We start from the raw sequence: 21,248 nt of genomic DNA on the forward strand, positions 1-21,248 counted from the left end.
GCTACCGTCGTGACCTGTTCCCCGAGGCGCGCCGCTGGGCCCGGTTCAGCTGCGTGGGCTCCTCGTGTCGTGCGTATGCGTCGACGATTTCGGAGACCAGCCGGTGTCGCACCACGTCGGCGCTGGTGAGCTCGGCGAAGTGGATATCGTCGATCCCGTCGAGTATCTGCATCGCGGCGCGCAACCCCGAGCTGGAACCGCCGGGCAGGTCTACCTGCGTGATATCACCCGTCACGACGATCTTCGAATTGAACCCAAGCCGGGTCAGAAACATCTTCATCTGTTCGGCCGTGGTGTTCTGCGCCTCGTCGAGGATGATGAACGCATCTGAGATCGTTCTGCCCCGCATATATCCCAGCGGAGCCACCTCAATTACCCCGGCGCTCATCAGCTTTGGGATCAGCTCGGGATCCATCATGTCGTGCAGCGCGTCGTAGAGCGGGCGCAGGTAGGGGTCGATCTTCTCGCTTAGCGTGCCGGGCAGGAAGCCGAGCCGCTCCCCCGCCTCGACGGCAGGCCGGGTCAGGATGATCCTATTGACCTGTTTGGTCTGTAATGCGTTGACTGCCTTGGCCATTGCCAGATACGTCTTACCTGTGCCTGCCGGGCCGATACCGAACACGATGGTGTGCGCATCGATGGCGTCGACGTAGCGTTTCTGGTTCAGCGTCTTGGGCCGGATCGTCTTGCCGCGCCGCGACAGAATGTCGAGGGTCAACACTTCAGCCGGCGACTCGTTGCCCGCGCCGGTGAGCATGCTCACGCTGTGCCGTACGACCTCGGGGGTCAGCGACTGCCCGCGGCCCACGATCGCCATCAACTCGGACACCACGCGTTCGGCCAGCGCGACGTCGGCGGGTTCGCCGGACAGGGTCAGCGCGTTGCCGCGCACATGGATATCGGCCGCCAGGACGCGCTCGAGCGCGCGCAGGTTCTCGTCGGCGGAACCCAGGAGGCCCACGACGAGGTCGGGCGGAACATTGATCGTGCTGCGTACCGACTCAGCCTGCGACGAGTCAGCGGTCGTCTCGCGGGGCGTCAAGAGGGTTCAGTGCCTGCTTTCTGTGTCCTGGCCTGCTGGTTTGTCAAGAACACCCAGTTTACCGCCGGGCGGTGACGCTTCCCAATGATTAGCCCAGACGCCGGCTCACCGCCACCGCGGCGTCAGCACGCCCAGCGCCCCCAGTGCGACCGCCGCGGCCGTCGACGTCCGAAGCACCGTCGGGCCCATGCGCACCGCTGTCGCACCCGCGCCGACCAGCGCGGCGACCTCGTCGTCGGTGAGCCCGCCTTCCGGCCCGACCACCAGGTACACCGCTTCGGCGTCGGCGACCGGCACGTCGGTGAGCGGCTGGGTGGCCGATTCGTGCAGGACCAGCACGACGGCGTCGCCGGCGGCGAACCGCTCGACCAGCTCGGCCGTCGACACCACGCCGCTGACCTGCGGGATGTGGGGGCGTCGCGACTGCCGCGCCGCCGATCGGGCCACCGCGGCCCAGCGCCGCAGCCCCTTGTCGATCTTGGCTGCGCCGTCCCATCTCGCGACGCACCGCACCGCCTGCCAGGCCACGAACGCGTCGGCTCCGGCTTCGGTGGCCAGTTCGACGGCCAGCTCCGCGCGGTCGGACTTCGGTATCGCCTGCACGACGGTGACCGTCGGCGCGGGCGGGGGCACGAACCGGCGGTCCAGCACTCGCGCGGTCAGCCTGCCCTTGGCTGTCTCCTCGACGACGCACTGCGCCACCTCGCCGGCGCCGTCGCCGAGGTGGAGGTGCTCGCCGACGCGGATGCGGCGCACGTTGGCGGCGTGGAAGCCCTCGTCACCGTCGACGACTGCGAGCTCACCGACGCCGGGCAGCGTATCGACGTAGAACAGCGCGTCGGTCATACGCTTTTTCGCCGAGTCCTGCGCCAGGGTCGCTGGGAAGCCGAAATCACCACGCTGGTGTGGATTTCGCGGTCCACAACCGCGTCAGCGGCCGCTGAACGTCTCGCGCAGCCGGGAGAACAGCCCGCCGCCGGACGAGCCCGCGGCGCCGTTGGTGGAGCGCACCTCGGCGGTGTCCTTGGCGCGGTGTTCCTTCAGCTTGCGCAGCAACTCGATGTCCTCGTGGTCCAGCCGCGACGGCACGACGACCTCGATGTGGGCGTGCAGATCGCCGCGCACCCCGGACCGCAGATGCGGCATGCCGCGGCCGCGAAGCGTCGTCACCTGACCGGGCTGGGTGCCCGCCGGGATGGTGATCTCGGTCGGGCCGTCCAGAATCGCGTCGACGGTGACGGTGGTGCCCAGCGCGGCGTCGACCATCGGCACCGAGATCGTGCAGTGCAGGTCGTCGTTGTCGCGGACGAAAATGTCATGCGGCTTCTCGTGCACCTCGACATAGAGGTCACCGGCCGGCCCGCCGCCGGGGCCGACCTCGCCCTGGGCGGCCAACCGCACCCGCATCCCGTCGCCGACACCGGCGGGGATCTTGACGCTGATCTCGCGCCGCGCGCGCACCCGGCCGTCGCCGCCGCAACGGTGGCAGGGGTCGGGGATCACCTCACCGATCCCGCCGCACACCGGGCACGGCCGCGACGTCATCACCTGCCCGAGCAGCGAGCGCTGCACGGTCTGGATCTCGCCGCGGCCACCGCAGGTGTCGCAGGTGGCGGGGCTGGAGTTGCCGTGGGTGCCCTTGCCGTGGCACAGGTCGCACAGCACCGCGGTGTCGACGGTGACCTGCTTGGTCACGCCGGTGGCGCATTCGGTCAGGTCCAGCCGCATCCGCAGCAGCGAGTCCGAGCCCGGCCGCACCCGGCCCACCGGGCCGCGGGTGGCCTGCCCGCCGCCGAAGAACGCCTCGAACACATCGCCCAGCCCGCCGAACCCGGCGAAGCCGTTGCCCGCGGCGCCCGCGGATTCCAGCGGATCGCCGCCGAGATCGACGATGCGGCGTTTCTCCGGATCGTTCAGAACCTCGTAGGCGACGCTGATCTCTTTGAACCGCGTCTGGGCCTCTTCGTCGGGGTTGACGTCGGGATGCAGTTCACGAGCCAGCTTCCGATAGGCGCGTTTGATCTCTGAGTCACTCGCGCCTCTGCTCACCCCGAGCAGCCCGTAGTAGTCGCGTGCCACGCCTGACCTGCCTGTTCTATGCCTCTGTTGGTGCCGAAACTATCGGCTGCCTAGGACTTCACCGATATAGAGAGCAACCGCAGCGACATTAGCGATAGTTCCCGGATAGTCCATCCGGGTGGGTCCCAACACTCCCATGCCGCCGTACACCTTGCCCGCACTACCGTAGGCGGTGCTCACCACGGAGGTGCCCGACATCTCCTCAGCCTCGGTTTCGTGGCCGATGCGCACGGTCACCTTGCCCGCCTCTTGCTGCGCGGCCAGCAGCCGCAGCACCACGACCTGTTCCTCGAGCGCCTCAAGCACCGAGCGCAGCGAACCGCCGAAGTCGGCGGTGTTGCGGGTCAGGTTGGCGGTGCCGCCAAGCACCAGCCGCTCGTCGCGGTGTTCGACGAGGGTTTCCACCAGTACGGTGGCGGCCCGCCCGATCGCGTCGGACAGGCCCCCGGTGCCGTCGAGCTGCGCCGCCAGCTCCGCGACGGCGGCCGATGCGGCGCCGAACGGTTTACCCTCCAGGGTCTGGCCCAGCCGGTCGCGCAGCTGAACCAGCTCGTGGTCGTCGATGGTGTCGCCGAGCTCGACGATGCGCTGGTCGATGCGGCCGGAGTCGGTGATCACCACCAGCAGTATCCGCGCCGGGGTCAGCGGCACGACCTCCAGACGGCGCACGGTCGACGTCGTCAACGTCGGATACTGCACGACGGCCACCTGCCGGGTGAGCTGCGCCAGCAGCCGCACGGCGCGGCGCAGCACGTCGTCGAGGTCGACACCGGACTCCAGGAACGACAGGATCGCGCGTCGTTCAGCCGACGACAGCGGCTTGACCTCGTTGATCCGGTCGACGAACTCGCGGTAGCCCTTCTCGGTGGGCACCCGGCCCGAGCTGGTGTGCGGCTGGGCGATGTAGCCCTCGGCCTCCAGGACGGCCATGTCGTTGCGGACCGTCGCGCTGGACACCCCGAGGTTGTGCCGCTCGACGAGGGCTTTGGATCCGATCGGCTCCTTGGTGGCCACGAAGTCAGCGACGATGGCGCGCAGCACCTCGAACCGACGCTCGTCGGCACTCCCCATGGTTCACCTCCAATCGGCCTCCAGTTTACGGTCATCAGCAGCGGTGATAGCCGCCGGCGCAGCAGGCATGGCCAACCGCTGCCGTGCGATAACCTTCGCAGCGTGAAGCGGTGGCCCAAAGCGTGCACGCGCAGGACGGCACGGCGGTGATCTTCAGAGGGGTGCGCGAGGGCCGCCCGTACCCCGACCACGGGCTGTCCCATCGGCAGTGGGCCAAGATTCCGCCGCGGCAGATCCGGCTCGATGAGTTGGTGACGACGACGACCGTGCTGGCCCTGGACCGGTTGTTGTCGGAGGACTCGACGTTCTACGGCGACCTGTTTCCGCACGCGGTGCGTTGGAGGGGCGTCGTCTATCTGGAGGACGGGCTGCACCGGGCGGTGCGGGCGGCGCTGCGCAACCGCACCGTGCTGCATGCGCGGGTGTTCGACATGGACATGCCGTTAGCGCAACAGATCTGACCGCATCCACAGCACCAGGGCGCTGAGCAGCTGCCAGAGCAGGATCGTGTACACGCAGGCGCGTTCGACAAGCCCGACCGGCGCGTAGTCGACCGCCCAGTCGTTGTAGTTCTGCAGCATCGCGAAGATCACCATCCCCGCGGTCCCGATCAGCAGCCCGACCGGCCGGTACCACCGAGCCGTAATGGCGCGCGCCACCACCGCCGAACCGGCCAGCGCCGCAGCGTTTCCGCCGAGGATCGCCAGGACCGCGCCCAGCACGTGCAGCCACTCGTAGCCGTTCGTCCACAGCGGGGAGCCGCCGTGCACCACCCCGACCAGGAAGTTACCGGCGGCGTTGAGCGCCACCAGCACGACGAACACCGCGCTCATGCGGCCCCGCACCGCCCTGGCGACCAGCACCGCGCCGAGCAGGAACAGCACACCCTGCAGGTAGAAGGCCGCGTTCATCAGGTGCGCGCGCGGCGACCACGCCGGCACACCCAGCGAGCTGATGTAGTGCTCGGTGTAGCTGTAGCCGGGCAGCGCCGCGGCGGCCAGCGCCTCCAGCACGACGTAGCCCAGCGCCGCGGCCATCCAACACGCCGCGCCTACCCCAACCGTCGTGCGCCGCGTCGCAATTGCCACCGCACCAACCTAGAGCAGCTACCCCGCGTTGGTCGCTGCCTGCAGGCTGCGCGGGCGGATGTCGGTCCAGTTCTGCTCGACGTAGGCCAAACAGTCGGCACGGGTGCCCTCGCCGAAGACGAGGCGCCATCCGGCGGGCACGTCGGCGAACGCGGGCCACAGGCTGTGCTGGTCCTCGTCGTTGACGAGCACGACGAACGTGGCGTCGTCGTCATCGAATGGGTTGGTGCTCATCGCTGCTCCTCGCTGATCGGTCGGCACGCGCGTCGGCTGCGGCGAACTTGGCGCCGAGGATTCGGTCAGACAGCAGCCCCAGGCACGACAGGTTGGGGAAACCGGGACCCTGGGTCAGCCCGGACAGGCCGGGCAGAAACAGCTTCGGGGTGGCGTTGGTGACCGCGAGGTCGTGGCCGATGGACTCGGCCAGCGCGTCGGTGGTCAGCGGCCCGCCGAGGCCGAGTTCGAGCAGGTCCAGCGCGTCCTGGCTCAGCAGCGGTACGAACCACGCCGCGTCGGCACCCGAGCCGTCGATCACCAGATCGAAACCGTGCACTGTCTCCAGGTTCTCGCCGCCCTGATTGGTGTTGAGCGTCAACCGGATTCGTCCGTCGCGGGCCACGGCGTGTGCGACCCTGCCCCGCAGATGCCGAATCCGGTCGTCGGACAGCAGCGCCTCCTGCACCCGCGCGGAGAACACCCCGCGGTCGGTACGGATCATCGCGTCGCGGCGTTCGGCCATCGTCAGGCTGGTCCAGCCGGTGGGGTCGGAGAACAGGCTGTTCTCGAAGTAGCCCTCGCCCCTGGTGAACAACGTGACCTGCGGTGAGATCACCGTGATCGTCGAAACCCGGTGCCGGAACAGCTCGTTGAGCATCGACGCCGCGGTTTCACCGCCGCCGATCACCGCGACGCGCTCGGCGCTGATCAGCTCGCACTGGGCGGCGCGGTGCCAGAACTGGGCGATCGACAGCACCCGCGGGTTGCCGGGCAGGATCGACCGCTCGGGCTGGCCCGGTCCGGTGATCATCAGGGCGTCGCCGTGCACGGTCTGCTCGGCGGTGCGCAGCGCCCACCTCCGCCCGTCGGTGCCGTCGTCGACCGAGATCTGCTGCACCTCACCGAAGACCACGTTCATCGCGATGTTGTCGGCGACCCAGCGCAGGTACTGGCTCCACTTCTTGTGGGTGGGGGCGGGCCTGCCGCGGTCCACCCATTCGGCGAACTGGCCGGTGCTGATGAGGTAGGACTGCCAGCTGTGCCGGGTCATCCGCTCGTCGAGTTCGGCGTTGCGCCGCGGTATTAACGACGACCGGTACGGAAAGCCGACGTCCTTCTCGGGTCCGGTGCCCAGCCGGTGCTGACCGTCGGTCCAGCCGCCGTCGGCCTGCCAGTTGGCCGCCACCCCCGTGCGTTCCACGGCGACGACGTCGGGTACCGCGACACCCATGTCGCGCAGTACGGCGGCCTTGGCGGCGACTGCGACCGCCTTGGCTCCCGCACCGACGACCGCCAATGTCGGGGTCATCACACCACCTCTCCTAGACTTTCCTGCCACATCGACTGAAGGGTCGCGACGTCGTCGGCCGACAGGATGTCGGGCAACGTGCGCCACTGCGTGGCCAACACCGGGGCATCGCTTTCGCCGAGCACCGCCGCCACGATCGTGAGCTCATGGCGCACCGCGAGATCCGGTTCCGGCAACGGGGACACACCTTCCAACAGCTCGCGATCCAGCCTGACCACACCGCCGTCGAGCCCGACGTGGATGCGGCCCAGGAAGTTCAGCAGCAGCTGTGGTTCGCGGTAGCCGCGCAGCCGTTGCGCGGTGTCCGGGCGTAGATATCGCAGCAGACCGTAGTCGATGCCGTCGCCCGGTATCGCGGTCAGGTCCCGCGCCGACTGCACCCGCAGCGGATAGATCGCGGTGAGCAGCCCGACGGTGTCGGAGGTGTCCGCGCCGGCGATGATGCCGTCGGCACGGCCGTGGGTCTCCAGCGCCAGCAGCGGCGGTGACGTGTGCTGTCCACGGTGCCGTCGCCAACGAGTGACGGTTCTGGCGGCGGCGTCGGCCAGCAGGTGCGGCGTCGGCACGCCCGACGACAACAGTCGAGCGCTGACGTCGGCGCCGGCGACCGAGACGGTGACGACGACGTCACCGACCCGGTCGGTCTGCGGGCGCACCCGGCGCGTGCCGAGAGCCGGGTCGTCACCGTCGAGTTGGGCGGCCCAGAAGTCGGATGTCTGCAGCCCTTTCGCGCGTTCGGCGAGCAGGCGCGACCACCAGCGCAAGGTGGTGTGTTCGCGGTTCGGCGCCGGCGCCTTACCTGCGGAGACGGCGTGGCATCCGGCGTCGAGCTCACCCAGCACGATCCGCCACGACGCCGGATCCAGCGCGAGGACGTGGGCGGTGAGCACCAGCACGCCGGGACCGTCGGGTTGTCGCAGCCACACCGCGCGCAGCATCGAACCGAGTTGCGGATCAAGGCGTTGCACGGATTCCTCGGTATGGCGGGCGACCGCCTCGGTCAGGTCGCCGTCGACCGACACCTCGGTCAGGATCTCGCCCGGTTCATGGGCGTTCAGCGTCATCGTGTCGACGTCGAGTCGGCAGCGCAGCGCCTCGTGCCCGTCGATGACGGCGCGCAGCATCGCGCGCAGTTGTTCGCCGGTGACGGTGTCGGGCAGCCAGATCGCCTCGGTCTGCGCCAGCCTGCGCGGATCGCCGTATTCGTAGAGCCAGTGCGCGTTGGGCAGCGCGGGGATCGGCCCGGTGTCGTTGTCGTCGTCGTGCTCGACGCCGGCCGACTCGTTGTCGATGGCCGCGGCGAGTTCGCGGATGTTGGCGCATTCGAGCATCAGCCGGGCCCGCAACGCAATTCCGCGCCGCCGCGCGGCCTGCACCACCGATAGGGCCACGATGCTGTCCAGCCCCAGCGTCAGAAAGTCGGCGGCGACGTCGATTTCGGCGCCGTCCAACAGCTTGGCGAGCAGCTCGACGAGCGCGGTTTCCGTTTCGGTTTCGGGTGCGGCCGACGGGCCGTCGTCCACGGTGATGGCGGCCAGCGCGGCGTCGTCGACCTTGCCGTGTGCCGTCAGCGGCAGCTGGTCGACGACGGCGATGCTGTGCGGAACCATGTAGCGGGGCAACCGTTTTGCCACCAGGTCGCGCAGCTCGGCAACCGCGGGTGCGGGTTCGGCGGCGACGTAGGCGACCAACCGCGGCCCCCGGCGCTGTTGGCGCACCGCGACATGGGCGGTGCGCACGGCCGGGTGGCTGTTCAGCACCGCGGCGATCTCGCTGGGCTCCACGCGGAAACCGCGGATCTTGACCTGGGCGTCGGAGCGGCCGAGGAACTGCAGCGCGCCGTCGGCCTGGCGGCGCACGACATCGCCGGTGCGGTACACGCGCTGGCCGGGCACGAACGGGTCGGCGACGAACCGGCTTGCGGTCTCCCCCGGCCTGCCGAGGTATCCGCGGGTCAGTTGGGCGCCGGACAGGTACAGCTCACCCGGTACGCCCTCGGGCACCTGACGCAGCCAGGAGTCCAGCACGTAGGCGCGGCTGGGCGCGGTGGGCCGCCCGATCGTGGGCTGCTCGTGATCGGCGATGGTGGCGACGACCGCCTCCACGGTGGTTTCGGTCGGGCCGTAACAGTTGTAGGCCGCCATCTTCGTGCGCGCGCATTCGTGGCGGATCAGGTACCACGCCGGGATTCCGACGGCCTCCCCGCCCAGCGCCAGCACGGCGAGCGGCACGGTGGTGAGCAGCCCCGCGGCGTGCAGTTGGGCGAACATCGACGGTGTGGTGTCGATCATGTCGATGCCGTACTGCCCGATCGTCTGCACCAGCGCCTCGGCGTCGCGTTGCACGTCGTCGTCGACGATGTGCACGGCGTGCCCGTCGAGCAGCGCGGCCAGCGGTTGCCAGGCGGCATCGAAGGTGAACGACCAGGCGTGTGCCACCCGCAGCTGGCGGTTCAGCCGGGTTGCGGTCGGCTGCAGCATGTTTCGGATGTGGTCGCCGGCATAGGCCAGCACGGCTTGATGGGTGCCGACCACTCCCTTGGGCGTGCCGGTGGTACCCGAGGTGAACACGACGTAGGCGGCCTGCCCGGGGTGCACGGCCGCGGGCGCGAAGTCGCTGGCGGGTTCGTCGGCCGCTGCGGCGATCAGCGCGTCGTCGACGACCACCGTCGCGCTGCACTGCTGCAGAATGTCGGCGATGCGGTCGGCGGGCATCGACGGGTCCAGCGGAACGATCACGGCGCCGGCCTTCAACACGGCGAGCATCGCGACCACATACTGCGGACCGCGGGACAGGTTGATCGCGACCGGGTGTTCGGCGCCCACGTTGCGCCGGGCCAGCGCGGCGGCCAGCCGGTCGGCCGCCGCGTCGAGTTCGCGGTAGGTGTATTCGCCGCCGGACCAGCTCAGCGCGGGTGATGCGGGCCGGCTGCGAGCGACCTCGGCGAAGGTGGTGTGCACGCCGAGTTGTGTTGGTATGTCGACGGTCTGGGCTGACCGCTGGTCCTCACCGTCGAGCAGCACGCCGACGTCGCGCAGCGGGCTGTCCCAGTGGGTGACCAGGCGTTGCACGGTGGTCAGCAGCCGCTGTCCCAGCGATTCGGCGCTCATCGGGCCCAGCGCACCGTCGATCGCCTCGACCAGCACCGTGAGCTGGTTGTCGAGCATGTGCGCGGCGATGGTCACTGGGAAATGGGACAGGCTTTCCAGCGCAGCGGGACGGAAGGTGGCGCCGTTGGCGGTGAAGTCGCCACCACCGAACAGCCCGCCCGGCGGAAAGTTCTCGTAGACCAGCAGACTGTCGAACATCTCGCCGATGCCGCCCAGCGCGCGCAGTTCCGCGTGCGGCACGTAGCTGTGATCGCGCAGCGCAGCGGCTTCGCGCTGCAACGCGACGCATTGCGCACCGACCGACGCCACCGGGTCGAGCCGCACGCGCAGCGGCACGGTGTTGATGAAAAGGCCGACCATCGTCTCCACACCGGTGAGCTCGCCGGGTCGGCCCGACACCGTCACCCCGAACACCACGTCGCTACGGTCGGTGAACGCGGACAGCAGTGTGGCCCAGGCCATTTGGACCAAAGTATTCACCGTGACACGGCGGCTGCGCGCGGCGTCGGCAAGGGTGGCCGTGGCCTCGCTATCCAGCTTGAGCTCGGTGCGCCGGGGCGCTCCGGCGGGCGGCTCAGCTGCGGCCAGCGCGGGCGTCAACAGCGTCGGGCCGTCGAGACCGCCGAGGTGTTCGCGCCACAGCGCCCGGCTGGCGTCCTGGTCGCGGACCGCGAGCCAGCCGATGTAGTCGCGGTACGGCCGCGGGGGTGGCGGCAGCGCGGCGGGGTCGCCGCCGGCGCGGTACAACGTGATCAGTTCACCAACGAACAACGGCAGCGACCAGCCGTCGATGATGATGTGATGGGCGACGATGACCAGACGCCAACGCGCGTCGGGCAATTCGATGAGCAGGAACCGGATGGCCGGTCCGCGCTCGAGGTCGAACGGGCGGCGCCGTTCGTCGGCGTCGAGAGCGTCGAGGGCGTCGGCGGTGGCGGTGATCTGCCGCCACGGCACGTCGACGCGGCTGGGCACCACCTGCACCGGCTTACTCGAATTGACCTGCAGGAAACTGGCTCGCAGGTTGGGGTGGCGGCCCAGCATCGCCGCCGCGCAGTCGCGCAGCAGCGCGGTGTCCAGCGTGCCGCTGATGTCGGCGGCCATCGCCATCACGTACGGATCGTCGTCGGCGCTGAGCTTCGCCATCGAGAACAGCCCCTGTTGCAGCGGGCTGAGCGCCATCACATCTTCAATGGCCGCCTCGGCGTTCGTCGTCGTCACGAAGCACCGTCGCGCGACGCCGCCCATATCGACGTCACGGCCGCCAGTTCGTCCGGCGACAGCCCGGAGGCCGACATTGGCTCGTGATGGGTGCCAACGGCCTGGGGGGTGCCGGCGGCCTCGTCGACCTTGGCGGCCAGTTCGGAAACGGTGGGGTGCTCGAAGACCATTCGCGCGGTCAGCGCCAACCCGGTGTCGCGGGCGCGGGCGGCGACCTGCACGGCCAGGATCGAGTCGCCGCCCAGTTCGAAGAAGCCGTCGGTGCGGTTGACCTCGGCAACGCCGAGCACCTCGGCCAGGATCGTGGCCAGCGCCCGCTCGGTGTCGGTGCGCGCCGGTTCGTCGGGCCGGGCGGGGGCCGACGGCACCCGCACCTCGGGTTCGTCGACGATCTGCACGGAACCGTCCTCGACCCACCGGCCCCGCCGGCCGCGGGCCTGAAGCTGCGTGCCGTTTCCTTCGGTGACGTGGTCGTAGACGTCGCCGACGACCCCGATCGCCACCGGGTCACGCCAGTCGTCGAGGATGCTCACTTGTGCCGCCGCGCTGAACTGGTGGACTTGGCTCAGCTCGGCACGGTCAGCGATCTGCACGTCGCGCACCCGCTGGTCGGGATCGTCGGCGAACGCGGCCAGCACACGGCCCAACCAGCCCACCAGCCGTTGCGCGGTTTCGCGACGGTACAGGTCGGTGCGGTAGATGACGTGGCCGCGGTAGCCGTCGTCGACGGCGAAGAAGTTGACCGACAGATCGGCGTGCGCGACGTCAAACGGTGGCTCCAGCGCGGTGAACGTGGTGTCGCCGTCGGCAGTCGACTCGATGGGTTGGGCGACGGGCAGCCCGTCCCGCACGTGCACGACGACACCGAACAGCGGGTTACGCGACAGTGACCGGGTCGGACGCACCGCGTCTACCACCTGATCGAACGGAAGATCCTGGTGCGCGTAGGCTTCCAACGCGGTATCGCGGGAGCGGCGCAGCACTTCGCGCAGCGTGGGGTTGCCGCGCAGATCGTTTCGCAGCACCACGATGTTGATGAAGAACCCGATCAGCTGATCCAGTTCAGCCTCGGTGCGCCCGGCGACCGGAGTGCCCAGCGGAACATCCGGTCGCTCACCGGCTTTGTACAACGCCACGGCCACCGCCGACTGCAACAGCATGAACTCGGTGACGCCGAGGTCCTGGCTCAGCGTGGTGAACTTCGCGCGGGTCGCGGCGTCGATGTGGAACTCGACGGCATCACCCTGGCCGCTGAGCACCGGCGGGCGCGGGAAATCCGGTGCCAGACCGGGATCCTGCGGCAGGTCGGCGAGCTGGGCGCACCAATACTCTTTCTGCGCCGCCGCCGGACCATCGGTGTCGGCGAGCAGGCTCGCCTGCCACGCCGCGTAATCCGCGTACTGCACCGGCAGCGGCGCGAACTTCGGCGCCTGGCCGGCCCGGCGGGACCGGTAGGCGCTCAACAGGTCGGTGAACAACACCATCGCAGACCAGTGGTCGGAGGCGATGTGATGCACCACCAGCGACACCACGTGGGTGTCGGGCGTCGACAACACGGCCGCGCGCACCGGTAGGTCGCGTTCGAGGTCGAAGATCTGGCGCCGCTCGTGGTCGAGTGCGGTTTGCAGCCAGGCGTCGTCGGCGCCTTGCGCGCGGCGCACCGCCACCTCACCGGGGTCGGTGACGATCTGGTGAGGCACACCGTCGATCTCGCGGTAGGTGGTGCGCAGCACCTCGTGGCGGGCGACAACGTCGCGCACCGCCGCCACGAACGCGTCGGCGTCGCAGGGACCGCTGATGCGGGCGGCGAACGGGATGTTGTTGACGGGGTTGGGTCCGTCGATGCGGTACTGGAACCACATCCGCAGCTGTGACGCCGACAGCTGCAGCGGGCCGTCGTGCGGGATCGCGACCAGCGGCGGGCGCGCGGAGCCCGCCGATGTCGCCGCGTCGATCCGCTCGGCCAACGCGGCGACGGTGCCGAGCTCGAACACCTCGCGGACACCGATGTCGACGTTGAACTGAGAGCGCACGGCCGCAACGAGTTTGGTGGCCAGTAACGAGTGCCCGCCCAGGTCGAAGAAGGAGTCGTCGGCGCCCACCCGCTCACGGCCGAGCAGTTCGGCGAACAGGTGCGCGACGCGTCGCTCGGTTTCGCCGGCGGGTTCACGGTACTCGGCGCCGGGACCGGCCAGCGCGCCCATATCCGGTTCGGGCAGCGCGGCCCGGTCGATCTTGCCGTGGGCGGTGATCGGGATCTCGTCGACCACAACGTATGCCGCCGGTGTCATGTACTCGGGCAGCGCGGCGGCCACCCGGTTGCGGATGCGATCGACGTCGACCACCTCGGCGTCGGAGTTGGCGGTCAGATAGCCGACCAGGCTTCGGCCCAGCCCCGGCAGATCGCAGGCCAGCACCACTGCCTGACCGACGCTGGGGTCCACCGAAATCGCGGCGGCCACTTCGCCGAGTTCGATGCGAAAGCCACGGATCTTGACCTGTTCGTCGGCGCGTCCGACGAACTCGATGTCACCGTCGGCGTTGCGGCGCGCCAGGTCGCCGGACCGGTACAGCCGGCCGCCGGGTGTGAACGGGTCTGCGACGAACCGCTCGGCCGTCAGCGCCGGACGGTCGTGGTAGCCAAGCGCGACATGGGTTCCACCGATGTAGATCTCACCGATGACGCCGACGGGCACCGGCTGCAGCGCGGCGTCGAGCAGATGGATCTGCGTGTTGATCTTGGGGGTGCCGATCGGCACGACGCGGGTGCCCTGGGCGCCTTCCACTTTGTAACGGCTGGCGTTGATGACCGTCTCGGTGGGGCCGTAAAAGTTGTGTAGCAACGCGTCGAACGTGGCGTGGAACTTGTCGGCGAGTTCACCGGGCAGCGCCTCACCGCCGATCGGCACCCGCTGCAAGGTGCGCCACTGGTTGACGCCCGGCAGCGACAGGAACAGCCCCAGCAGCGACGGCACGAAGTGCATCGAGGTGATGCCTTCGTTGTGCAGCAGGTCGGTGAGATAACCGATATCGCGCAGACCGTCGGGACGCGGGATCACCAGCCGCCCACCGCATGCCAGCATGCCGAAGATCTCGCCCATCGACACGTCGAAGCTCGGTGAGGCCACCTGCAGCAGCCGTTCGCGATGGTCGATCTCGTACTCGTCGGCGAACCACACGAAGTACTCGGCGACCGGGCGGTGCGGCACCGGCACGCCCTTGGGCAGGCCGGTCGAACCCGACGTGTAGATCAGGTAGGCGGTGCTCTGCGGGTTCAGTGCGCGCACCCGGTCGGTGTCGGCCGGGTTGTCGGTGCGGTATCCGTCGAGCTCGGTGATCGGTTCGCGCAGCACGAGTTTCGGGTCGGAGTCCGACAGGATGAACGTGAGCCGATCATCTGGGTAGGTCGGGTCGACGGGCAGGTAGATCGTGCCCGCCTTGAGCACCCCGAGCGCGGTGATCACCAGCTCCGGTGACCGGTCCAGGAGCACCGCGACGCGGTCCTCGGCGCCGATGCCCTTCTCGATCAGCCAGTGCGCCATCTGGTTGGCCGATTCGTTGATCTCGCGGTAGGTGTACTGACGGCCCTCGTAGACGACGGCCACCGCGTCGGGGGTGCGCTCGACCTGCGCCTCCACCAGCTCGGTCAACGTCTTTGCCGGGGTGTGGAATTCGTCTCCTGCCGACACGTCACGCAGCCATGCCATGTCCCCGGGACCCATCAGCGTCAGCTCGCTGATCGGCTTCCCGGCGTTGGTCAACGCGTCATCGAGCAGCACGGCGTAGTGGTCCAGCAGCTGGCGGGCCAGCGTCGCGTCAAGCACCTCGGTCAGGTACTCGGCCTCCACCACCACATGGCGACCGTCGAACTCGACCATGAAAGCCAGCGGCAGTTGGGTGAACTGACCACGCAGCTCGGCACGTTCGCAGGTGATGCCCGACGGGGTAAAGCCGGCACCGTCGGCGCCGCGAGCCCCGAACGCCACCCGGGTCATCCGCTCCACGCCGTGGCGGCGGTCGGGGTTCAGTTCCCGCACCACCCGGTCGAGGTTGGCGCGTTGGTGTGCGAACGCGCCGACGGCGGCGTCGCGCGCGGCCGCGAGTACGTCGCCGAAACTTTGGCGCGGTTGTGGGCGCAGCCGCAACGCGACGGTGTTGCCGTAATAGCCGATGACGTCGTCGAGTTCGGCGGACCTGTTGAGCACCGGCGTGGCGACCAGGAAGTCGTCGGCGTGGGTGTAGCGGTGCATCAGCACACCGAAAGCAGCCAACAGCACCATGTAGGGCGTGGCTCCGGATTCCTTGGCCAGTTTGGCCACCCGCTCGGTGGTCTGTTGGGACAGCGTGAGCGTGCTGCGCTGCGAGCGCCAACTGATCGGGACCGCCGAGCCGTTGGGTCCAGGCAGCTCGAGGGGTTCGGGCGGATCGGCCATCACCGCGCGCCAGTAGTCGAGGTCTTCGGCGCTGGGTTCGTCGTCCACGGCGGGCACGACGGCGGGGGCGGGCAGCGGCTCGCCGCTGTAGGCGCGGGTCAGGTCGGCGAAGAACACCGGCCAGCAGCCGTCGTCCCACGCGATGTGGTGGGCGACCAGCAGCATGATGTGTTCGTCGGCGGCGGTGCGGATCACCGTGATGCGCAACGGCGCATCGGTGCTCAGGTCGAACGGGGCGTTGAACTCGCGCTGCGCCAGTACCTCCAGGCGCAGTCGGCGGGCGTGCTCGGAAAGCTGGGAGAGGTCGTGCGCCGACCAACCCGGTGTCAGCTCATCGTGCACGGTCAGCTGCGGTTCGCCGTCATTGTCGGCGGAAAAGGTGCTGCGCAGCACCGGATGGCGGGCAGCGACGGCGTCGACGGCGTCGTGCAGCCGTGACACGTCGAGCGCACCGATGAGCCGGTAGGACAGGCAGATGTTGAGGATCGCGCCGGTGGGATCGGCCATCTGGACGAACCACATGCGGCGCTGGCCGTCGGACAGTCCGGCCGCGCCGGTCTGCTGGTTCGTCGACCGCAGACCCCGTTCGGCGAGCCTGCGCCGCAACAACTCCAGCCGGCGCTGGTCGATGTCGTCGCGGATATCAACTGTCTCAGTCACGCGTGGTTTCCACCTTCTCTGTGCCTGTCCGAGAGTCCAGGCTGTCGATGAGTTCGCTGGCTGTGATGCCGCCGAGCAGGGTCGCCAGCGCCACCTTCGTATCGGTCGTGCGCAGCAGCCGCTTACGCAGGTCCAGCGCCAGAAGTGAATCCAGGCCCAGGTCCAGCAGCGACATGTCGGGGGCGATCGTCTCGGTCTTCAGCACGGCGGTCAGCGCGGCCACCACGCGGTCGGCGACACCCGCTTTCGCACCCAATTCGGCTGCCGCTCCGGGTGATTCGCTGACCGCGCTGTTGTCGAGGAAGACCCGGAGCCGCTCGGGATCGGCGGCCATCAGCAGCGGATCGGCGTCGTAGTCGCACAGGCTTGCCGCGACGGCCATCTCGGGTGCCATCGGCAACAGTCCGGCGCGTTCGATATGGCCCACCCCGGCTAGTCCGGCGATACCGCTGCCGCGTCGCGGATCACCGTGCCACAGCCCGTATCGCACGGCCACACAGCGCTGGCCCTTGGCGCGGAGCTGGCCGGCCATCACGTCGAGCATCCGGTTGGCCGCGGAATAGGCGCCGTGGCCGCGGCCGCCCCACACGCCGGATATCGACGAGCACAGCACGATTCGTGCGCCGGTACGCAACGGCCAACTCGCCATCATCCGGGCCAGCCCGTGGACCTTGGCCGCCGCGGTGTCGGCGAACGCGGCGCCGGTGATGCCGGTGCGTTCGGCGAACGTGGCAGCACCCGCCGCGTGGATAAGCAGCGTCGCACCCGCTTCCGCGTGCTCTTGGGCTGCGGCGGATAGCTGCTCAGCGGAGGTGATATCGCATCGCGCATCGACGATCTCGACACCGGACGGGCCGAGTCCGGCCCGGGTGGTCTCGTCGATGCCGCTGCGGCTGACCAGCACGATCCGGCGGGCACCGCGCTCGGCGAGATGACGGGCGAAGTGCAGGCCGACGTTTCCGTTACCACCGGTGATCACCACGTCGTCGAGCACACCGTCGCCCAGTGGCCACGGGACCGCGGCCTGCGCGGATTCCGTCACCGTGCGCACGTACGTCGTTCCGTCGCGCACCGCGGCGTCCTGCCCGTCGCCGAGCGCCGCATCGACCGCGGCCGCGGCGGTGGCGTCGTCAATCTCCCAGGACGGCAGATCAATGCGCCGAAACGTCTGGTCGGGGTGTTCGAGACCGATGCTGCGGTGCATCGCGGCCAGCGCGCTCTGGGCCGGCAGGCCCACGGGTTCGTCGGGGCGAACGTGCTCGCCGCCGACGGTCACCAAACACACGGTCGCACAACCTGACCCGGCGGCCTCGACGTAGTCGAGCAACCCGGCGTCGACAAGGTTGCCGATCTCCTGTGCGGCCAGTTCGGCGCCGGGGTGGTCAAGCACGGGAGCGACGGCGACGAGCACGTCGGCATCGGCGGGTGCGGCGGGCTCTGCGCCGGGATGACGGTGGACCGCGTCGCGCAGCCGGTCGCCAAGATGCCCGGTGTGGCCCACCAACTCGACCACGGCGATACGCCGCACCGCGTCACCGGCGGGTGCGGTTGCCCTCGGGACCCATTGTTCGTCCGCGACGGTGATCCCGGGTATCGGGGCAAGCGGTTGCGGCGTCGCCCATAGCCGCACAGACCGCATCGGCGCGTTCGGAAAGCCGGTTTGCACTGGGATATCGGTGTTGACCAAGTCGGCCCAGCGGAAGGCCGGGTCGGCGACGGCGGCGGAGATGACGGCTGCCGCCATCGCGTCACCGAACAGCGCACCGCGCTGGCCCGACCCGACGATGAACGGCGGGTCCTCGTCGGCGAACAGGTCGCCGAGCGCGAACAGCAGCGACGGATGCGCCGACAGTTCGACGAACCTGGTCGCCCCGCGCTGGTGAGCCGCGACAGCGGCGCGGTCGAAGCGAACGGTGTTGCGCAGGTTGCGGTACCAGTAGTCGACGAAGTCGGTGCCGGCCGGCACGATGTCTGCGGTGGCCGAACCAATGAACTCCGCGGCGCCAGAATCGAATTGGCCGTGCGGCAGCAGCGCGGTGAGGGCGTCGCGCAGCGGTTCGAGCGCACTGGTGTGGCCGGGATAGTTGACGTCGAGCGTACGCACGAACAACCCCCGTTGCGTGGCCGCGACCACCAGCGTCTCGACGGCGGCAGTGTGCCCCGAAACCACCACCGAGGACAAGGAGTTGACTGCCGAGATCTCCAGCCAGCCGTCGACGGTGGCGATGAGGTGCTGGGCGTCCTCGACGCTGGTGCCGAGCACCGCCATGCGGTAGTCGCCCGACAGCGTATCGACCACCTCGGCCCTGGCGATCACGGCGGCCGCGGCGTCGGGGAGCGTCATCGCGCCCGCGATGTAGGCGGCTGCGATCTCGCCGAGGCTGTGTCCCACCGCGATAGCGGGTTCGATGCCGCAGGAACGCCACACCTGGGCCAGCCCCGCCGCGTGAGTGAACTGCGCCGCCTGGATCTGCACCTGTGACCATGCGCCGCCGTCGGTGTCGGCGATCAGGTACGGCAGTGGCGACGGTTGCCGGGCGGCCAGGAACGCCGCGGCACACCGGTCGACTTCCGCGCGGTACACCGGTGACTGGTGGTAGGCCTCTGCGCCCATCGTCGGCCATTGGTTGCCTTGCCCGGGGAGAACGAACGCCGTTCGGGCGGCGGAGATCTCCGACGACCGGGCCACCAGCGGATGGTCCGCACCCGCGCTCAGCGCCCGCAGCCCGTCGGCCAACTCGTCGATGTCGGCCGCGCGTAGCACCGCGCGGTGTCTGCGCAGCCTGCGGGTGCGCAGCAGGGTGGCGGCGACCGCAGCGAGCTCGGGGCCGCCGTCCAGGTAGTGCAGCACCGCCTCGGCGTCGGCCGCGATCAACTCTTCGGCGTGCGCGCTGAGCACCACGGGCACCCGCCCGTCGGGGAGCCTGCGACATTGCATCAGGCCGCCTCGTTTCCGCGCTCGGGGATCGAGACGATCACGTGCGCGTTGGTGCCGCTCATGCCGAAGGCGCTCACCGCGGCCAGCCGGTGACCGTTGACCGTCGGCCAGGGGGTTAGCTTGGTGGCCAGCCGCAAACCCTGGCTGTCCCAGTCGATTTCGCGGCTGGCGTCGTCGCTGTGCAGGGTGGCCGGCACGGCGGCGTGCGCGGCGGCGACCAGCACCTTGGCCAGACCTAACCCGCCGGCGGCCGCCTGGGTGTGGCCGATGTTCGACTTCACCGAGCCCAACAGCGCGCCGCGGCCGGGTGCGGTGGCGCCGTAGGTCTGCGCCAGCGAGATCAGCTCGGTGCGGTCGCCGAGACGGGTTGCGGTGCCGTGGCCTTCGATCATCCCGATGTCTTCCGGACACACGGCGCTCTGGTCGATGGCACGCTGGAACAGCCGGGCTTGGGCCGCTCCGCTCGGGGCGGTCAGGCCGACCGATCGGCCGTCCTGGTTCAGGCAGGTGGCGCGCAACTCGGCCAGCACCCGGCGTCCGTCGCGCAGCGCGTCGGCGCGGCGTTGTAGGACGAAGATCGCCGCCCCCTCGGCCCACACGGTTCCCGAGGCGTGTGCGCTGTAGGGGCGGCAGTGGCCGTCGTCGGAAAGCGCGTGCTGCTTGGAGAACTCGACGAAGAAGCCCGGTGAGCCCATCACGCAGACACCGCCTGCCAGCGCCATATCGCAGTCGCCGGAGCGCAGGGCCTGGCTGGCCACGTGGATCGCGGCCAGCGCCGACGAACACGAGGTGTCGATGGTCAGTGCGGGCCCGGCGAGCCCGAGCGTGTAGGCGATCCGGCCCGAGACCGGCCCCAGCGCGGTGCCGGCCATGAGATGGCCTGTGAGGTCGGTGAACTCGGCCAGGTCGGGTCCGTACCCCATCGTCGATGCGCCGACGTAGCAGCCGACGTCGGCGCCGGTGAGGTCGTCGGGGTTGATGCCGGTGTTCTCCAGTGCGCGCCAGGCCACCCGCAGCGCGACCCGCTGCTGCGGGTCCATCGCGACGGCCTCACGTGGTGAGATGGAGAAGAACTCGGGGTCGAAGGTGGCGGCGGCGGTGAGGAATCCGCCCAGATCCTGAATCGGCTTGAACCCGTCGCGCCGTGACCCGTCGAGTACGTTGCGGACCGCCCAGCCGCGGTCGCGGGGAAACGGGCTCAGCGCTTCGCGTTGTTCGGCGAGCAACGCCCAGTACTGGTCGGCGGTTTCGACTCCGCCGGGGGCCTCGAGCGCCATACCGACGATGACGACAGGGTCGTTAGCTGTCATTGACCAGCTCCGCCACCGTGTCAATGTGCTTGTCGAGGTAAAAGTGGCCGCCGTCGAACAGCGTGAGCGTGACAGCTTGCTCGGTGTGGATTTCCCAGCGGCGCAACATGTCCTGGCTCACCCGGTGGTCGTCGTGTCCGCCGAGCAGGTGAATGTCGGCGCGGATCTTGCGGTCGGGCCCGCACGCGTATCGGTTGAACGCCTGGTAGTCGGCGCGCACGGCGCGGACGAGCAGTTCGATGAACTCGTCGTCGTCAAGGAGCCGCGGATCGGTGCCGCCGAGGTCGACCATGTTGGCGACCACCTCGGCGGCGGCGGTCGGCAACCGCGGTGAGGTGACCACCGTGTGCGGCGCCTGGCTGGCCGACACCCACAGCTGGTCGACGTCGACACCGTGGGCTTCGGCGACACGGGCGAACTCGAACGCGATGATCGCGCCCATGCAGTGGCCGAACAGTCGCAGCGGCCCGAGTCGCGTCCAGTCGCCTGCGGCGAACAGGTCTGCGGCCAACTGTTCGACGGTGTCGGGGGCCGGATGCGACAGCCGGTCGGCGCGTTGCGGGTACTGCAGGACGAAGGCGTCGGTGCCGTGGGCGGCCAACGCCGACGCGAACCCGCGGTAGGCCGCCGCGGCACCGCCGGCGTGCGGGAAGACCACCGTCGCGCCGTCGGCGCGCTGGCCGGGCGAGCGTTTGATCCAGGGCGCGAAAGTCCGTTGGCGCTGTTCATCGATCATCGGCGCGCTGGCGTCGCATCGGCTCCACGGCAGTG

13 protein-coding genes are annotated in these 21,248 nt (G+C 69.5%); 1 reads left to right on the top strand and 12 read right to left on the bottom strand.

What is annotated here, in order from left to right:
- Window position 1: 1 nt before the first annotated feature.
- The 4 genes from ABQE44_RS22680 to hrcA all read right to left on the bottom strand — a co-directional run bounded on the left by ABQE44_RS22680 (window position 2) and on the right by hrcA (window position 4,192).
- Window positions 2-1,042 carry a PhoH family protein gene (locus ABQE44_RS22680; protein ID WP_448394989.1) on the bottom strand — a complete coding sequence of 347 codons (1,041 nt, stop codon included), beginning with the start codon at window positions 1,040-1,042 and terminating at the stop codon, window positions 2-4.
- Window positions 1,043-1,147: 105 nt separating this feature from the next.
- Entirely contained in the window at window positions 1,148-1,888 is a 741-nt protein-coding gene (locus ABQE44_RS22685) for a 16S rRNA (uracil(1498)-N(3))-methyltransferase (RefSeq protein WP_448394988.1), read from the bottom strand.
- An 84-nt stretch (window positions 1,889-1,972) separates the two neighbouring features.
- Window positions 1,973-3,121, bottom strand: a complete 1,149-nt coding sequence (dnaJ, locus tag ABQE44_RS22690; protein ID WP_448394987.1) for a molecular chaperone DnaJ — start codon at window positions 3,119-3,121, stop codon at window positions 1,973-1,975.
- A 39-nt stretch (window positions 3,122-3,160) separates the two neighbouring features.
- Entirely contained in the window at window positions 3,161-4,192 is a 1,032-nt protein-coding gene (gene hrcA / locus ABQE44_RS22695) for a heat-inducible transcriptional repressor HrcA (RefSeq protein ID WP_448394986.1), read from the bottom strand.
- A 146-nt stretch (window positions 4,193-4,338) separates the two neighbouring features.
- Between hrcA and ABQE44_RS22700 the strand changes: the two genes are divergently transcribed.
- A complete protein-coding gene (locus ABQE44_RS22700; RefSeq protein ID WP_448395016.1) occupies window positions 4,339-4,653 on the top strand; it encodes a type II toxin-antitoxin system VapB family antitoxin in 315 nt (104 codons plus the stop codon).
- Here the strand turns inward: ABQE44_RS22700 and ABQE44_RS22705 are convergent.
- The 8 genes from ABQE44_RS22705 to ABQE44_RS22740 are packed head-to-tail and all read right to left on the bottom strand — an operon-like array spanning window position 4,636 to window position 21,213.
- A complete protein-coding gene (locus tag ABQE44_RS22705; protein ID WP_448394985.1) occupies window positions 4,636-5,280 on the bottom strand; it encodes a DUF998 domain-containing protein in 645 nt (214 codons plus the stop codon). The two genes, ABQE44_RS22700 and ABQE44_RS22705, sit on opposite strands and share 18 nt — an antisense overlap.
- Before the next feature lie 18 nt (window positions 5,281-5,298).
- Window positions 5,299-5,514, bottom strand: a complete 216-nt coding sequence (locus ABQE44_RS22710) for an MbtH family protein (RefSeq protein ID WP_448394984.1) — start codon at window positions 5,512-5,514, stop codon at window positions 5,299-5,301.
- Window positions 5,492-6,805, bottom strand: a complete 1,314-nt coding sequence (mbtG, locus tag ABQE44_RS22715; RefSeq protein ID WP_448394983.1) for an NADPH-dependent L-lysine N(6)-monooxygenase MbtG — start codon at window positions 6,803-6,805, stop codon at window positions 5,492-5,494. Before mbtG ends, ABQE44_RS22710 begins: the two co-directional genes overlap by 23 nt.
- Window positions 6,805-11,136 carry a non-ribosomal peptide synthetase gene (locus ABQE44_RS22720; RefSeq protein WP_448394982.1) on the bottom strand — a complete coding sequence of 1,444 codons (4,332 nt, stop codon included), beginning with the start codon at window positions 11,134-11,136 and terminating at the stop codon, window positions 6,805-6,807. Before ABQE44_RS22720 ends, mbtG begins: the two co-directional genes overlap by 1 nt.
- On the bottom strand, window positions 11,133-16,229 hold the full coding sequence (locus ABQE44_RS22725; RefSeq protein WP_448432013.1) for a non-ribosomal peptide synthetase: 5,097 nt from the start codon (window positions 16,227-16,229) through the stop codon (window positions 11,133-11,135). Before ABQE44_RS22725 ends, ABQE44_RS22720 begins: the two co-directional genes overlap by 4 nt.
- Window positions 16,222-19,167, bottom strand: coding sequence for a mycobactin polyketide synthase MbtD (gene mbtD / locus ABQE44_RS22730; protein ID WP_448432015.1), 2,946 nt, complete (start codon window positions 19,165-19,167; stop codon window positions 16,222-16,224). The genes ABQE44_RS22725 and mbtD overlap by 8 nt, the downstream gene beginning before the upstream one ends.
- The gene (locus ABQE44_RS22735) at window positions 19,167-20,477 is read right to left on the bottom strand and encodes a beta-ketoacyl [acyl carrier protein] synthase domain-containing protein (protein WP_448432017.1); all 1,311 of its coding nucleotides are present in this window, start codon (window positions 20,475-20,477) and stop codon (window positions 19,167-19,169) included. Before ABQE44_RS22735 ends, mbtD begins: the two co-directional genes overlap by 1 nt.
- Window positions 20,467-21,213, bottom strand: a complete 747-nt coding sequence (locus tag ABQE44_RS22740; RefSeq protein ID WP_448394978.1) for a thioesterase II family protein — start codon at window positions 21,211-21,213, stop codon at window positions 20,467-20,469. The genes ABQE44_RS22735 and ABQE44_RS22740 overlap by 11 nt, the downstream gene beginning before the upstream one ends.
- Window positions 21,214-21,248: the final 35 nt, after the last annotated feature.

It is taken from the genome of Mycolicibacterium sp. XJ2546 (genome assembly GCF_053483195.1).

Bases quoted from the DNA above. Each gene is read 5' to 3' on its own strand.
- ABQE44_RS22685 (WP_448394988.1), bottom strand. From the start codon at position 1,888: ATGACCGACGCGCTGTTCTACGTCGATACGCTGCCCGGCGTCGGTGAG.
- hrcA (WP_448394986.1), bottom strand. From the start codon at position 4,192: ATGGGGAGTGCCGACGAGCGTCGGTTCGAGGTGCTGCGCGCCATCGTC.
- ABQE44_RS22710 (WP_448394984.1), bottom strand. From the start codon at position 5,514: ATGAGCACCAACCCATTCGATGACGACGACGCCACGTTCGTCGTGCTC.
- mbtG (WP_448394983.1), bottom strand. From the start codon at position 6,805: ATGACCCCGACATTGGCGGTCGTCGGTGCGGGAGCCAAGGCGGTCGCA.
- mbtD (WP_448432015.1), bottom strand. From the start codon at position 19,167: ATGCAATGTCGCAGGCTCCCCGACGGGCGGGTGCCCGTGGTGCTCAGC.
- ABQE44_RS22735 (WP_448432017.1), bottom strand. From the start codon at position 20,477: ATGACAGCTAACGACCCTGTCGTCATCGTCGGTATGGCGCTCGAGGCC.
- ABQE44_RS22740 (WP_448394978.1), bottom strand. From the start codon at position 21,213: ATGATCGATGAACAGCGCCAACGGACTTTCGCGCCCTGGATCAAACGC.